Annotated in this window: 12 protein-coding genes; 8 read left to right on the top strand and 4 right to left on the bottom strand. The window is 65.6% G+C overall.

All coding sequences use genetic code 11. The annotated features are described in order from the left end of the window. Window positions 1-63: 63 nt before the first annotated feature. A complete protein-coding gene (locus DIE29_RS07075) occupies window positions 64-549 on the bottom strand; it encodes an FKBP-type peptidyl-prolyl cis-trans isomerase (protein ID WP_102041657.1) in 486 nt (161 codons plus the stop codon). Next, window positions 516-1,022, bottom strand: a complete 507-nt coding sequence (locus DIE29_RS07070; protein ID WP_102041656.1) for a peroxiredoxin — start codon at window positions 1,020-1,022, stop codon at window positions 516-518. Before DIE29_RS07070 ends, DIE29_RS07075 begins: the two co-directional genes overlap by 34 nt. 205 nt (window positions 1,023-1,227) lie before the next feature. Between DIE29_RS07070 and lexA the strand changes: the two genes are divergently transcribed. From lexA to DIE29_RS07050, 4 genes are all read left to right on the top strand, one after another. Beyond that, window positions 1,228-1,842: a transcriptional repressor LexA gene (lexA, locus tag DIE29_RS07065; RefSeq protein WP_114649557.1), complete on the top strand. Its 615-nt coding sequence runs from the start codon at window positions 1,228-1,230 to the stop codon at window positions 1,840-1,842. A gap of 31 nt (window positions 1,843-1,873) precedes the next feature. Continuing rightward, window positions 1,874-2,587 (top strand): translesion DNA synthesis-associated protein ImuA, encoded by a 714-nt coding sequence (imuA, locus tag DIE29_RS07060; protein WP_114649556.1) that lies wholly within the window; start codon window positions 1,874-1,876, stop codon window positions 2,585-2,587. Beyond that, window positions 2,538-3,965: a Y-family DNA polymerase gene (locus DIE29_RS07055; RefSeq protein ID WP_114649555.1), complete on the top strand. Its 1,428-nt coding sequence runs from the start codon at window positions 2,538-2,540 to the stop codon at window positions 3,963-3,965. The genes imuA and DIE29_RS07055 overlap by 50 nt, the downstream gene beginning before the upstream one ends. Window positions 3,966-4,042: 77 nt before the next feature. Then, complete coding sequence (locus tag DIE29_RS07050; protein ID WP_102041652.1) at window positions 4,043-4,597, top strand: hypothetical protein; 555 nt, start codon at window positions 4,043-4,045, stop codon at window positions 4,595-4,597. Window positions 4,598-4,660: 63 nt separating this feature from the next. Here DIE29_RS07050 and DIE29_RS07045 read toward each other — a convergent pair whose 3' ends face one another. Beyond that, on the bottom strand, window positions 4,661-6,439 hold the full coding sequence (locus DIE29_RS07045) for a M61 family metallopeptidase (RefSeq protein WP_102041651.1): 1,779 nt from the start codon (window positions 6,437-6,439) through the stop codon (window positions 4,661-4,663). Here DIE29_RS07045 and DIE29_RS14580 point away from each other — a divergent pair. Then, window positions 6,438-6,656, top strand: a complete 219-nt coding sequence (locus tag DIE29_RS14580; RefSeq protein WP_158640290.1) for a hypothetical protein — start codon at window positions 6,438-6,440, stop codon at window positions 6,654-6,656. The two genes, DIE29_RS07045 and DIE29_RS14580, sit on opposite strands and share 2 nt — an antisense overlap. Before the next feature lie 79 nt (window positions 6,657-6,735). Here the strand turns inward: DIE29_RS14580 and DIE29_RS07040 are convergent, their stop codons facing one another. After that, on the bottom strand, window positions 6,736-9,174 hold the full coding sequence (locus tag DIE29_RS07040) for a Lon protease family protein (protein WP_114649554.1): 2,439 nt from the start codon (window positions 9,172-9,174) through the stop codon (window positions 6,736-6,738). Between the two features lie 129 nt (window positions 9,175-9,303). On the opposite strand from DIE29_RS07040, the gene DIE29_RS07035 reads away from it, so the two are divergent. From DIE29_RS07035 to DIE29_RS07025, 3 genes are all read left to right on the top strand, one after another. Then, complete coding sequence (locus DIE29_RS07035) at window positions 9,304-12,501, top strand: error-prone DNA polymerase (protein WP_114649553.1); 3,198 nt, start codon at window positions 9,304-9,306, stop codon at window positions 12,499-12,501. Between the two features lie 142 nt (window positions 12,502-12,643). Beyond that, on the top strand, window positions 12,644-14,413 hold the full coding sequence (gene pabB, locus DIE29_RS07030; protein ID WP_108080128.1) for an aminodeoxychorismate synthase component I: 1,770 nt from the start codon (window positions 12,644-12,646) through the stop codon (window positions 14,411-14,413). 85 nt (window positions 14,414-14,498) lie between these two features. Then, complete coding sequence (locus DIE29_RS07025) at window positions 14,499-15,206, top strand: hypothetical protein (RefSeq protein WP_114649552.1); 708 nt, start codon at window positions 14,499-14,501, stop codon at window positions 15,204-15,206. The last annotated feature ends 16 nt before the right edge of the window (window positions 15,207-15,222 follow it).

Here is a 15,222-nt window from a genome sequence, read left to right as displayed (position 1 = left end):
AAGTGGATCAGGAGCGCGGAGGCGGGATATAAAAAGGGCCGCTTGCGCGGCCCCGATGCAGGCTCAGTGGTGATGACCGCCTTCGCCATGCACATGGCCATGAGCGATCTCGTCTGCGCTCGCCTTACGTACTGCGGCCACGGTGAGATCAAAGACCAAGGCGGTGCCGGCCAAGGGATGATTGCCATCGACCACCACCTTGCCGTCGGCAATGTCGGTGATGCGATAGATCACTTCTTCTTCGCCGTTGTCAGTCACGCGCTCGAAGGACATGCCCACCTCGATGTTTTCAGGAAAAAGGCTGGCGTCTTCGATCAGGACCAGATCCTCATCGTATTCGCCAAAGGCGTCTTCCGGTTGCAGCTTGACCTGGAAGCGCTCGCCAACCTTCTTGCCCTGCAGCAGTTCTTCGAGCACCGGGAAAATGCCGTCGTAGCCGCCGTGCAGATAGACCAAGGGATGTGCGCCATCGTCGATCATGTTGCCTTCGGGGTCGCGCACGGTGTAGTTGAGGGTTACAACGGTATCTTTGACGATTTCGTTTTGCATGGGTCCGATTCCAGTTCCTTGACCAGTTCATAAACCGCGGCGGCATGGCCGCGGGGCGTGACGTCATACAGCGCATGCCGAACGATACCTTGTTTATCGATGATAAAGGTCGTCCGTCGCACGCCCATCTTTTTCACACCGTCGACTTCCTTTGGCTGCCACACATGGTACAGCCTGCAGACCTCGGCTTCAGGGTCTGACAGCAGGCGCACCGACAGTCCGTGCTGATCCCGGAACTCGGCGTGGGTGAGGCAATCATCGGGGCTGACGCCCACCACGATACAGTCGTGGCGGGCAAATTCCGCTTCATGGTCGCTGAATTCGGCGGCCTGCAGCGTACAGCCCGGCGTGTTGTCGCGGGGGTAAAAGTAGAGCACCACATGATGCTTGCCGCGCTCGGCGGCAAGGTCGAAAGTCTCCATATCCGCATCCGGCAGTGAAAAAACCGGAGCCATGTCTCCGCTTTGCAGCATGGGGCCTCCCTGACGTGCGGGCGATTTTAGCCGGTAACCGCGGCCAACTCTACCGCAAGCGAACGCCGGCTCAAGACGCACTGCAACATCTTTCGCAACTGGCGTATCGGGCGCAGACGGCTGTGCCGCGTAGCGTTTTGCGGTCGACGCCCGCCAGAATGACTGTTTAAAATTACAGCCTCGATTACCCTTCACGGAATCCGCCATGCCCCCGCGCAGCGAATCGCTCACCGCCAGACAGGCTGAAATTCTCGACTTCATTCGCCAAACCGTAGACAGCGCAGGCCGCCCCCCCACCCGCCTGGAGCTGTGCGCAGCCTTCGGCTTCCGTTCGCCCAATGCAGCCGAGACCCATTTGCGCGCCCTGGCAGCCAAAGGCGCAATTGTGCTCGAAGATGGCCGTGCGCGCGGTATCCGGCTGGCCGAAGGCGTGGGTCTGCCGGTAGTCGGGCGGGTGGCTGCGGGCAGCCCCATTTTGGCCAATGAGCATGTCGAACAACGCCTGCAACTGGACGCCGCGCTGTTTTCCCCGCGCGCCGATTACCTGCTGCGGGTGCGCGGGCTGAGCATGCGCGATGCCGGCATCTTGGATGGCGACCTGATCGCGGTACACCGCCAGCATGAAGCGCGCAACGGCCAGATCGTCATCGCCCGGGTGCATGACGAGGTCACCGTCAAGACCTTCCGCAGCACCGGCCCAATGGTCGAATTGCTGCCCGCCAACCCGGATTACCCGCCCATCGTGATCGATACCCGCAAGGAGGTCTTCGCCATTGAAGGCATCATGGTTGGGCTGATCCGGCAAGACGGCGGCCACTGACACACATTGCCGCAGCCACCGCGCGGGTATCATGGCCCAACCGCACGCCCTTGCCGCTTTGCCGCCCGGCCTGGTCTGGCAGGCCAACTGCCTGGCCCGTAGCGCCGTGCCGGGCTTACCCACCGGCTTTGCCGCACTGGACGCGCAACTGCCAGGTGGCGGCTGGCCACGCGGTGCGCTGATCGAACTGCTCACCGCCCGCCCCGGAGTGGGCGAACTTTCCTTGCTGCTGCCGCTGCTGCGCTGCACACCGGCCGATCGCTGGCTGGTCTGGGTCGCCCCGCCTCACCTGCCTTATGCGCCCGCGTTGGCGGCCGCCGGCGTGCCGTTGGAACGCTTGCTGCTGGTACGCACCGCAAGCGATGCCGAAACCCTGTGGGCCACCCGCCAAGCCACCACGTCCGGGGCCTGTCACGCCATACTGGCCTGGCCGAAACGGATCGACCACAGCGGACTGCGCCGTCTGCAACTGGCGGCGGAAGATTCCGCCACGCCGTTGTTTTTGTTCCGTCCGGCCGATGCAGCCCGCCAGCCTTCGGTGGCCGCCCTGCGCTTGCAATTGTCGGCCCAGGCGGGCGCTGTGCGGGTCCACATCCTCAAGCGCCGCGGACCGGCACCTGCTGCCCCGCTCGAAATCGTCTTGCCGCAGCGTCCGGCTTGGCGCGCCGGCGCTCAGACTGCACTGCCACGCCTCCATGTACTGGCTCGCCCTGCGCCTGCCCGATCTGCCTTTGCAGGTTTTTAGCCGCGGCAGCGCCGATCCTGGCCTGCTGGCCATCACCGAAGCGCATCCCCGCCAACAAGTGGTGGCCGCCAGTCCGGCCGCGCGTGCGCGTGGCGTGCGTGCGGGCGACAGTGTGGCAAGCGCGCTGGCCGTGGCACCCGATCTGCAACTGCGTCCGCGCGCCTTGGAACTCGAAGCGGCCACGCTGACAGAGCTGGCCCAGTGGGCCGGGCGTTTCACCCCTCAAATCAGCCTGGATCCGCCCGACGGGCTGGTGCTGGAAGTCTCCACCAGCCTACGCCTGTTCGGCGGTCTGCAGGCTCTGGCCGACACTCTTGTCGATGAATTGCGCACACTGAGTCTGCACGGCCAACTTGGCGGCGCACCGACGCCCATGGCCGCGCGCTGGCTGGCTGCCTGTCGTCCCGGCACTTTAATCCCCGCGGATCACGGTTGGCAGGACTGCCTGAGCGCTTTGCCGCTCGCGGTACTGGCCGATGCCGGAGTGGGACAAGACATTTTGATGCTGTTACACGGCATTGGCGCCCGCAACCTGGGCGATGTGCTGCGTCTGCCCCGCGACGGACTGGCCCGTCGGCAGGCCGCGGCGGTCAGCGCGGCGCTGGCCCGCGCCCGCGGCGACACGCCTGACCTGCGAGACTGGTTTGTAGCGCCCGCGCGCTACACCGCCACAGTGGCCATGGCCGCGCCCACCGACCAGCTCGCCCCGTTGCTGTTCGCCGCCCGCCGCTTGTTTGCCGGCCAGGCCGCTTGGCTGGCCGCGCGTCAGATGGCGGCGGAGTACTGTCGCCTGACGCTGGTGCATGAATCCGGTCCGACCACCGTGCTCGATCTGTACTGCGGCGCGCCGTCGCGTGACGAGGCCCGCCTGGGGTTGTTGGCACGTGAACGTTTGGCCGCGCTGGCCCTGCCGGCACCGGTCGAAGCTTTGCAACTGACAAGCGGCGCACCGGTGGCACTGGCACCAAAATCCGGCGATCTGTTCGGCGATCCGGACGCCACGCAGCACAACGCCGGGCTGCTGTTGGAGCGTCTGATCGCCCGCCTGGGAACGGATGCCGTCATCGGTGTGCAACCTTGCGCCGACCATCGCCCCGAGCGCGCCTGGCGCCCGGTTCGGCCCGCAACACGCCCGCCGGCGCACGCATCCGCGCCGGGACTACGTCCGCTATGGTTGCTTGCCGAGCCTCAGGCGTTACGTTATAGAGCCGCCCTGACTTTGCTGGCCGGCCCGGAGCGGATCGAATCCGGCTGGTGGGACGGTGCCGATGTGCGGCGCGACTATTACGTGGCGCAGCACAAAGACGGGGCCCTGTGCTGGGTTTTTCATCCCCTGGACAAGCCGGATGAATGGTATGTGCACGGCTATTTCGGCTGAACATGACTGCGATGTCCGCCTGCGGTGAGCGCTTACGCTAGACTTTGGGCTTTGCGCCGAACGCTCAAAAGCCACCCATGCCTCTGTTTGCCCGCCCCCGAGAAAACGAATTGCCCGGCGATTTTGCCCGCCGGGTCGCCGCCTACGCCCTGCTCGCCTGCCTGATCGGCCTGACCGGCTCGGTCTGGCTGTTCATGCGCCTGCCAGACATCTGGGCGCAGGTCATGCCGCTGGAAGGCGCGCGCTTCATGCTTGCTGCCACCGCGCTCGGCGCGCTGATGGCGGTGATGCCGGTGGTGGCTGCGGCCGGCTTCGTCGTGGCGCTATGGTCGGGCGTCGACAGTGTGTACCGGCCGCGTCGGCAGCCTTCGCCCCTGCTCGACCGGGTGATCGTCGGGCTGGGGCTGATAGTCTGGTTTGCGCCGACGGCAGGCGGCCTGACGATGGCAGTCAAGGCCATCGTCAGCGGGCGCATCCACTTCGTGCGTCCGCCGCGCGACTATTTTCTGGCCACCGATCCGACCGCTTTCTGGCAAGGCGTGGGGTTCTGGCTGATCATGTCGGCCATGCTGGCCTTTTTTGCCTGGCGGTATTGGCGCAACAAGCTTTTCAGCAAGAACGGCATGACCTGAACCCTGCTTGCCCCACGGCAAGGCGTCGTCTGCCGGCGGCGGCTGCTGCACCACCCGTGCGGTTTAGCGCCCCAGCCAACCCCGGCGCAGCCGGCGTGCCGCCGCCGAGGCTTTTGCCGCCGGCTTGAGGCTGATCTGATCAGCCGGTGGGGTAGCCAGTTCCAGTTCAAAGCGGAGCAGCTCGTCACGTCTGAAAGCGTAAAGTTCGATGCGCTCGCCGGGCCGGCGGCGGGCCAGCATCGCGTCCAGGCCGCGAGCGTCGACCTTCAGCCCATCGAGCGCCACCAGCACATCGCCCGCCGACAATCCGGCGCGCTGAGCCGGTCCGTCGTCATACACATGAACCAGTCTGGGCTCACCGTCGACGGCCAGCTTGGCCCCCAGCCAAGGGGCTGTGCTGGCCGGTTCGGCGGTACAGACAATCCCAAACGGTTTGAGCAGGCGGGCGAGCGGCAAATCGTCAGTGCCTTCCACCGCGCGGCGCAGCCAACGTGCCAAGGATGTGCCGCCAATCTGCGCCACCGCGGCAAAAATACCGTCCTCGGGCACGCCGATACCGGTCTGCCCATAGTGCTGCCAGAGCAGACGCATCACGTCGTCCAGGCTTTTTTGCCCGGCGCTTGCCGCACGCAGTTGCAAATCCAGCGCCAGCGCCACCAACGCCCCCTTGGCATAGTAGCTGACGATGGCGTTAGGAGCGTTTTCGTCCTGACGGTAGTACTTGATCCAGGCATCGAAACTGGATTCGGCCACGCTCTGCCGTCGGCGCCCCGGTGTGCGCAGCACGTTGGAAAGCGTCTGGCCGATCAGCGCGAGGTAGTCGTCCACCTCGATCACCCCGCTGCGTACCAAGGCCAGATCGTCGTAATACGAGGTGAAGCCTTCAAAGGCCCACAACAGGCGGGTGTAGTTTTCCGCCGCCAGATCGTAGGGCGTAAAAGCTGCCGGCTTGATGCGTTTGACGTTCCAGGTGTGGAAGTACTCATGGCTGCACAGACCGAGAAACTGTCGGTAGCCCTTGGTCATCGCCTTCATGCCGGCATACGGCAGATCGGCGCGACTAGCCAGCAGCGCGGTGGAGGCGCGATGCTCCAGACCGCCGTAGCCATCGCCGACGATCATGACCAGAAAAGCGTAGTAATCCATCGGCGCGGGCGCGCCGAACAAGTCCACCTGCCAGGCGCAAATGCGTTTCAGGTCCGCGGTAAGACGCACCATGTCGCAGTCGTGACGGCCGGTCAGCGCCACGTCATGCACTACCTCGCCAACTTGGAAACTGCCCAGGGTAAAGCGCCCCATTTCCACCGGATGGTCGATCAGCTCGTCGTAATCAGCCGCACGGTACAGACCAAAGCCATAAGCCTTTGCAGCGCCGCGACCGGATGCCCGCGGCAGCGCGGTAATGACCCGCCAGTCGCGCAAGCGCTCATCCACCGGCGGCTGGATATCCACCGTGCACGGCCGTGCGCTGTGGCCGTGGACCTTCAAAAACACGCTGGTGCCGTTGAAAAAAGCGTGGGTGTGATCCAGATGGGCCGCACGCACCGACAGATCCCAGGCATAGACTTCGTAATGCAGGGTAAGCGCGCGGCCGGCCGGTACCCGCGCAGCCCGCCAGCTATGCTTGTCGAGCTTTTCCAGCGCCACCGCTTTACCGTCCGCCTCTGCGCGGATGCTGACGATGTTGCGCGCAAACTCACGGATCATGTAGCTGCCGGGTATCCAGGCCGGCAGGCTGAAAACCTGGCCTTCGGGGTCCGGTTCGGCCACCGTGACGCTGACCGCAAAGCGGTGCGCTCGGGGGTAAAGAGGACAGATGCGGTAATGGATGGGGTCGGTCATGCGCCACACCTTCGTTACGGCCGGGGCGCACGATTCTACGCGGGCTGCAGGCAAGCGGGCTGCCCAAAAATTGAGCAAGCCGGAAAAATCCTGTCCGCTCAAGCGGATGGCCCGCCGCCTCACAGCTTATCCACAAACATTTTCACGGCGGCTGGGGATTGGCTGGAAAACCCCACACCTGAGCGCACGCGCGCTCGCGCCGCAGCCGCTCGGCTGACGCCTGCAGCCACCGCCTGCGGCGCATCTCGATTGCCTCTTACAGCAGAATCACGAAATCGCGGTCGGCGATGGCGGCTTCAGTGCTCATGCCGGCGGCCACGCTTGCGGGGCCGCTCCTGCCCTTCGCTCCAGGCATGGCGGGCGGCGCTCATGTCGGTCAGTGCGGTAGCAATCCGATGATTCAGGGTGTTGCGCGGCAAAATGCCCTTGTTGTCGGCCTGGCCCGCCGGCATGCCGGTCAGCACTTCCATGGCCTCGTCTACCGTCGCCACGGCATACACCGCAAAGCGCCCGGCAGCCACGGCTTCGACCACGTCTTCGCGCAGCATCAGATGACGGATGCAGGCGGTGGGAATGACCACGCCCTGTTCGCCGGTAAGCCCACGCGCGGCGCACAGGTCGAAAAAGCCCTCGATCTTTTCATTCACACCACCGATGGCCTGTACACCGCCGAATTGGTTGATCGAGCCGGTGATGGCCAAAGACTGGCGGATGGGCACTTCGGCCAAGGCAGAAAGCAACGCGCACAGCTCGGCCAGTGAGGCGGAGTCGCCTTCCACCGGCGAGTAGGATTGCTCGAACACCAGACTGGCCGATAGCGACAGCGGCTGGTGGCGGGCATAACGGCTGGCCAGAAAGGCAGACAGGATCAGCACGCCTTTGGAGTGGATCGCGCCACCCAGTTCGGTTTCGCGCTCGATGTCGACCACATCGCCGTCGCCCAGGCGCACCGTGGCGGTGATACGCACTGGATGACCAAACCGTTCGCCGCCTAGTTCGACCACCACCAGCCCATTGACCTGACCGGCCTGCAACCCCTCGGTGGCAATCAGCGTGGTGCCGTCGAGCATGGCTTCACGCACCTGTTCCGCGTAACGGCCAAACCGGCGAACGCGTGCCGCAACAGCCCGATCGATGTGCCCCCGCCCGACCCGTGACTGAGCTTCCTGGCGCGCAAACAGATCGGCTTCCCGCATCAAGTCCGCCAGCAGCCGGGTACGCAAAGATAAGCGGCCGCCATCTTCGGCCAAACGGGCGCTGTGCTCGATCAGGCGCGCAACCGCCGCACTGTCGAAAGGATGCAGTCCGGACTGGCGTGCCAGCTTGGCCAGCAGGGCGGCAAAATGCTTTTCATTGGCAGCATTGCGCGGCATATCCTCGTCGAAGTCGGCGGCCACCTTGAACAGCTCGGGAAAATCCGGATCGATTTCGTTGAGCAGGTAAAACGTGTCGCGCTCGCCCACCAGCACCACCTTGACATTGCAAGGCACCGGCGCGGGATCCAGGGTGAGGGTGCTGCGCCACTCCTGTGCTTCGGACGGCGGTTCGATGCGGATTTCGCCACTACGCAGCACGCGCTTGAGCGCCTCCCAGGCAAAGGGGTGGCTCAGCAAACGTTCGGCGTCCAGTAGCAGATAGCCGCCGTTGGCCCGATGCAGCGCGCCGGCGCGGATCAGGGTGAAGTTGGTCACCGCCATGCCCATCTGCGCCACATGCTCGATGCGGCCGACCAAATTACCAAGGGCCGGGTTGTCCTCGATGATCACCGGCGCGCCTGCAGTGTCGGTGTGATCGACCAGCAGATTCACCTGATAGCGCTGGAAGCGGCTGCCGTCTTCCTCATCGTCCTCCTCGCCATCTTCGCCGGTGCCGCGCCAGATGGTGCCGCTGTCGAGCAGATCGCGGCAGATCGCATTCAGGAAGGCGCCGACCTCGGGCAGGTCGGCAAAGCGCTCGCGCACCCCGCGCATCAGGTGCGCAACCGCAGGCGCCAGGGCGTCACGCTCGGCGCGGGCAATGGCCTCATGCAGCGCCTTACGCCAACCGGGCAACTGGTTGAGCAAATCGGTCAGGCGATCGCTCCAGGTGTCGACCAGCGCCTCGCAGGCTTTGCGGTCGTCTTCGGGCAGGGCCTCGAACGCTTCGGCCGACAGCGGTTCGCCATTGCGCGTGGGCGCAAACACGAAGCCCTGCGGGGTACGCAACAAGGCCAGGCCGTCCGCGGCACAGGCATGGCCGATTTCGCGCAGCGCGGCTTCTTCGCGCTTTTCGTGGGCCTCCTGCAAGGCCTCCACCCGTTTGGCGTGGGTTTCGCTTCCCAGGGCCGCATCGATGGCCGGACGCAGTTCGCGGATGAAGGTCTGCATAGCGGCCCGCAATGTGCTGCCGCGACCGGCCGGCACGGTGAGCAGACGCGGGCTGAGCGGTTTGTCGAAATCATGCAGGTAGCACACATCGGGCGGCGTTGCGCGCTTGGCCGCCTCCTCGCGTAACAGGCGCAACGCGGTGGCATGCCGTCCGGTACCGGGGCCGCCGAGCACGAAGACATGATAACCGGGGTGATGCATCGCCAAGCCAAAGCGCAGCGCTTCTTCAGCGCGCGCCTGGCCGAGTCCGCCGGGGACCTCGGGCAGCTCATCGGTGGTGGAAAAGCCCAGACTTTCCGGTGCGCAGCGGTTGCGCAAACGTTCCGGGTCCAGGCGGCGGTCGAAGGCGCGGTCGTAACCGTCGGCCATATTGTTGTTCTCCCAAAGAATGAAAATGGCGCCGACGGCGCCATCTTCTCATCAAACGGCATGGCCGATCACCCCAGATGACCCTCGACCGGCCCGATATACCGGCAAAGGCTATATATAATTACAGTCATGAGCTATCCTGCCTATGCCGAACTCCATTGTCTGTCTTGCTTCAGCTTTTTGCGCGGTGCCTCGCATCCCGAAGAGCTGGTCCGGCAGGCTGCGGCATTGGGCTATGCCGCCTTGGCGCTCACCGATGAGTGCTCGCTGGCCGGAGTGGTGCGGGCGCACGGCGAAATCCGTCGCCAGCGGCTGCCGCTCAAACTGATCGTTGGCAGCCGCGTGTTCCTGCAAGACGGCACCGGCTTGGTGTTGCTGGCTGCCAACCGCGAAGGCTACGGCCGGCTTTGCCGCCTGATCAGCCAGGGTCGGCGCTCCGCGCCCAAGGGCGAATACCGCCTGAACCGTGCCGACCTGCAAGACGGCTTGCCCGGCTGTCTTGCCTTGTTGTTGACACCGGCCGAGAGCGCCCGTCTGGAGGCGACCCTGACCGAGCAAGCCGATTGGCTGGCCAGCGTTTTCCGCGGCCGTGCCTGGATTGCGCTGGACTGCCCCTGCGGCCCCGACGAGCACACCCGGCAGGGCACGGTGCAAGCGCTCGCCCGCCGCACCGGACTACCGGTGGTGGCGGCCACCGGTGCATTGATGCACGACGCCAGCCGGCGGGAACTGGCCGACGTGCTCACCGCGATCCGCCTGCGCACTCCGCTGACCGAAGCCGGTCTGGCGCTCGCCGCCAATGCCGAGCGCCGCCTGCACCCGCCGGCGGAGCTGGCCCGCCGCCTGCCGGCCGAGTGGCTGGCCGAAACCCTGGCGGTGGCGGCACGCTGCACATTTTCGCTGGATGAACTGCGTTACGAGTATCCCGAAGAACTGGTGCCAGCGGGCGAATCGGCCACCACCTGGCTGCGCCGCCTGGTCGAAGGCGGACTCGCCTGGCGCTACGGACCGGCGGGTCACCGTCGGCAAGTCGCCACACCGGGCCACGACAGCCGCCCCGAGCCGGCCGACGACCCCGCTCCGCCGCGGGTGCGGGCCATGGTGGAGCATGAACTCGCGCTGATTGCCGAACTGCGTTATGAACCTTACTTTCTCACCGTGCATGACATCGTGCACTTTGCCCGCAGCGCCGGCATTCTGTGCCAGGGACGCGGCTCGGCGGCCAACTCGGCGGTGTGCTGGGCGCTGGGCATCACCGAGGTGCATCCCGAGCAAGGCATCATGCTGTTCGAGCGCTTCATCTCGCGCGAACGCAACGAGCCGCCGGACATCGATGTCGACTTCGAGCATGATCGCCGCGAAGAAGTCATCCAGTACCTGTACCGCAAATACGGCCGCGAGCGCGCCGCGCTGGCCGCCACGGTGGTCAGCTACCGTCCAAGGAGCGCGCTGCGCGACGTCGGCCGCGCACTGGGCCTGGACGAAGCGTGTATCGAACGCCTCACGCGCGCCCAGCAGTGGTTCGACGGCCGTCAGATCGCCCCGGAGCGTCTGCGCGAAGCCGGCCTGGACCCGGACGGCCCGATCGCGCGCCGGCTCACCAGTCTGGTGCACACCTTGCTCGGTTTCCCGCGTCACCTCTCCCAGCACGTCGGCGGCTTTGTCATCGCGCGAGGCCGCCTGGACGAGCTGGTGCCGGTGGAAAACGCCGCAATGGACGCTCGCACCGTGATCCAGTGGGACAAAGACGACCTCGACGCCATGGGATTACTCAAGGTGGACGTGCTCGCCCTGGGCATGCTCTCCGCGCTGCGCCGCAGCCTTGCGCTGCTGTCCGAATGGCAGGGGCGCACCGTCACCCTGGCCGACATCCCGCGCGAGGTGTCGGCGGTCTACGACATGCTCAGTGCTGCCGACGCCATCGGTGTATTCCAGGTCGAATCGCGCGCCCAGCTCAGCATGCTGCCGCGGCTCAAGCCGCGCACTTTCTACGACCTGGTGGTGGAAGTGGCCATCGTCCGTCCGGGGCCGATCCAAGGCGGCATGGTGCATCCTTACCTTGCCGCACGCGAACGCGCCGCGCGCGGCCAAAACCCGCTGGCAGAATTGCCCGCGAAGATCCGCCCGGTGCTGGAACGCACCCTGGGCGTGCCGATCTTCCAGGAACAGGTGATGCAGTTGGCGGTAACTGCCGCGGGTTTCACCCCAGGTGAAGCCGACCGGTTGCGCCGTGCGATGGGCTCCTGGCGCGGCAGAGGCGCACTCGACCGCTATCGTCAGCAACTTCTGGCCGGCATGGCAAAAAACGGCTATCCGGCCGAATTCGCCGAGCGCCTATGCCGGCAGATCGAAGGCTTTGGCAGCTATGGCTTTCCCGAATCCCACGCGGCCAGCTTCGCCCTGCTGGTCTATTGCTCGGCCTGGCTCAAGCGCTTCCACCCGGCGGCTTTCCTGTGCGGCCTGCTCAACAGCCAGCCGATGGGGTTCTATTCGCCTTCCCAACTCATTCAAGACGCCCGCCGCCACCATGTGCCGGTGTTGCCGCCCGATGTCTGTCACAGCGCCTGGGACAGCACGCTGGCACCGTCCGCCACAACGGCCGACAGCGCGGCCACGCCGCCGCCCGCAGTGCGCCTGGGTCTGCATCTGATCAAAGGCTTCAATGCCGCTGCGGCGGCACGCATCGTCGCCGCGCGCCAAGCGCGCCCGTTTGCGGACGTTGCCGACCTGGCCGAGCGCGCCGCGCTCGACGCCGCCGAACTGCGCATCCTGGCCAGCGCCGGAGCACTGGCCGAATTGGCCGGCCACCGCCGCCAGGCGCTCTGGCAAGCCGCCGGCGCCGCGGCGCTGCCTGGGGTTCTGCGCGGCGCACCGCGCAACGAAGCGCCCCTTGCCCTGCCGGCAGCTTCCGAAGCGCAGGAGATCGTTGCCGACTACGCCCGTCTGGGTTTCACCTTGAGGTCTCACCCGCTGGCGCTGCTGCGCAAGCGTCTGGCTGCGATGCGCTTTCTGAGCGCGCAGCAGATTTTCGCCTGCCAGAACCGTCAGATCGCCCGCGCGGCCGGCCTAGTCACCTGCCGCCAGCGTCCGGGCACCGCCCAAGGCACGCTGTTCGTTACCCTGGAGGACGAAACCGGACTGATCAACGTCATCGTCCGCCCACAACTATTGCAAACCCAGCGCCGCGAACTGCTCGGCGCCCGTCTGCTGGGCGTCTATGGGCAGATCAGCCGCCAGGGCAAGGTGGTGCATCTGGTAGCCGGCCGGGTGGTGGACCACTCCGCGCTGCTTGGCCCACTTCAGGCACACAGCCGGGACTTTCATTGACATCCGGACGCCCAGTCGGTTTTCGACCGACCACGTCAAGGCATACCACCGACAGCTTAGCCGGTGACATTGCGGCGCACAAAATCACTACGCGCACAAAATCTTTCGGCTAACATCGGCGCTCTTTCTTGCCACCTGCTCCATGCTTCCCACGCCGCCTTTCGCGCTGTTCGACGATAACCAGGATGCCGCTGGCGATTTGTTGCTCAGCGATCTGCGCCACACTTTGCAGTGCACACGGGCGGAGGATATCGAAAGCACTTTCGCCGCCATCGAAGCCGCCCAGGCCGCCGGCTACTGGGTGGCGCTGGCGGCCGACTACGAATTGGGTTACCTGCTGGAGCCGCGCCTGGTGCCGCTGCTGCCGGCTAAGCGCGAAGCGCCGCTATTTACCGCCTGGGTGTTCGCCCGTGGCCAGCGGCGCAGCGCGGCGCAGACCGCCGACGACATCGCCGCCACGCTCGCGCCGCTTTGCGAACACCAGCGTCTTGCCGGGGTGATGGATTTGGCCCCAACGCTGGATGCTGGGCGCTACCGCGCCGCGGTCGAACGCATCCGCGCGCTGATCCACGCCGGCGACTGCTACCAGGCGAACTACACGTTCGCGCTCACCGGCCGTTGCTACGGCGCCCCGCTTGCGCTCTATGAGCGTTTGCGGCGCGCTCAGCCGGTGCGCTACGGTGCCTATATCACCGACGGCCGGCGCCATCTGCTCTCACGCTCGCCGGAGCTCTTCATCCAGCGCTGCGGCCGCAGATTGACCTGCCGGCCGATGAAGGGCACCGCGCCCCGCACCAGCGACCCGCAGGCGCTGGCAGCCTCTGCCAAGAACCGCGCCGAAAACGTGATGATCGTGGATCTGATCCGTAACGATCTCGGACGACTGGCGCCGGCCGGCGGGGTACGGGTAGAGAGCTTGTGCGACATCGAACCTTATCCCAGCGTCTGGCAGATGACCTCCACGGTCAACGCCGAACCGGTCAGCGCAGGACTGAGCGAAATTTTCCGCGCGCTTTTTCCCTGCGGCTCGGTCACCGGCGCGCCGCGCATCCGCGCCATGGAGATCATCCGCGAACTGGAAACACAGCCACGCGGCATCTATTGCGGTGCGCTGGGCTGGCTGGCGCCGAATGGCGACTTCCGCTTCAACGTGCCGATCCGCACGCTGACCATCGACCCACACGGCCGCATCCATCTGGGCATTGGCAGCGGCATCGTGGCCGATTCCGACCCTGAGGACGAATGGCGCGAATGCTTGCTCAAAGGCAGCTTTGTGCACCGCGCACCACCAGGTTTCGCACTGATCGAAACGCTGCGCTGCCAGCCGGCCGACGCAAACCCCTATCCGCTGCTCGAACGCCATCTCGCCCGCCTGGCGCGCTCGGCGCTCACGCTGGGCTTTGCCTGCGATCTGCCGGCGCTACGCGCCGCCTTGCTTAGGGAAGCAGACGGGCGCAGCGGCACGCTGCGGGTGCGCCTGCAACTGGAAGCGGACGGCCGATACATGATCGGCGCCACGCCACTGGATGACTTGCCGGACAGCTTGAGCGTGACGCTGTCGTCCCACCGGCTGCGCGCCGATGATCCGTTACTGCGCCACAAAACCACCGCCCGCAGTCTCTACGACCGCGAACTGACCCAGGCCATAGCCGCCGGCCACTTCGACCTGCTGTACTTCAACGAACGTGGCCAGCTGTGCGAGGGCGCGCGCAGCAGCGTGTTCGTGGAGCTGGACGGCCAACTGTGGACGCCGCCGCTCGCCTGCGGTCTGCTCGATGGCGTATGGCGCCGCAAGATGCTCGACGAAGGCCGCGCCCGCGAACGGGTGCTGACCCTGGCCGAACTGCGCGCAGCATCCGCCCTTTACCTGGGCAACGCCTTGCGCGGGCTGCTGCGGGTGCAGCTGAGCTGACTGCGCCGGGTTTTTGCCCGATCGCATGGCGGTAAAACCCTACTGGTGGTATGTTCGAGCCCACTTTGGGCATAGGCTTTTCTGCATGAAACTGCGCAGCTTCATCCTCGCCACGTCAATCGCCGTCGGCATCGTATTCCTGGGGGGCAGTTGGTGGGCCGTCAGCCGCGGGTTTGATGAAGCGTTTAGCGAACATGCCCGCCGTCAGGCCGACGACGTGGCCGCACTGACCTTCTCGGCAATGTACGAGATCATGAGCCGCGGCTGGAGCCGTGAGGAAGCCGAGCGCTTTCTGGCCGGCATCCATGGCAGCGCAAACCCGGAATCCGCCCCTGAACGGCTGAAAGTGATGATTTTCCGCGCACCTGCGGTGGCCGAACGCTATGGCGAAATCGATCAACCCGACCCCAGCCGACTGGTGCGCCAGACACTGGCCAGCGGCCAAGGCGCCGACTCTGCCGAATTTGGCGTATTCCGGCGCACTTTTCCGCTCAAAGCCGAAGCGCGCTGCCTGGCCTGTCATGACAATGCCGAGGTAGGCGAGGTGCTGGGCGTCATCGAGGTGCGTCAACCCTATGAAGCGGTGTTGTGGAAGGTGCGCACCGGCTTTTATATCAGCGCCCTGCCCAGCCTGCTGCTGGGCATGATCGTGGCGCTGGGCGCGGTATGGTGGGTCAGTCTGCGCATCGAGCGCAGCGTGGACGAAGTGGAAAACAGCCTGGAATCGATCAACAGCTTCGCCGATCTGCGCCAGCTTGCGGTCAATGAGGTAACCGTCCGAGCAACCCCGTAGTTCCCGGTCAGCGCTG

Origin of the sequence: Pseudothauera hydrothermalis (assembly GCF_003345255.1) — a bacterium.
In the GTDB taxonomy this organism is placed as follows: Bacteria; Pseudomonadota; Gammaproteobacteria; order Burkholderiales; family Rhodocyclaceae; genus Pseudothauera; species Pseudothauera hydrothermalis.
This window is presented reverse-complemented; position numbering and strand designations above follow the sequence as displayed.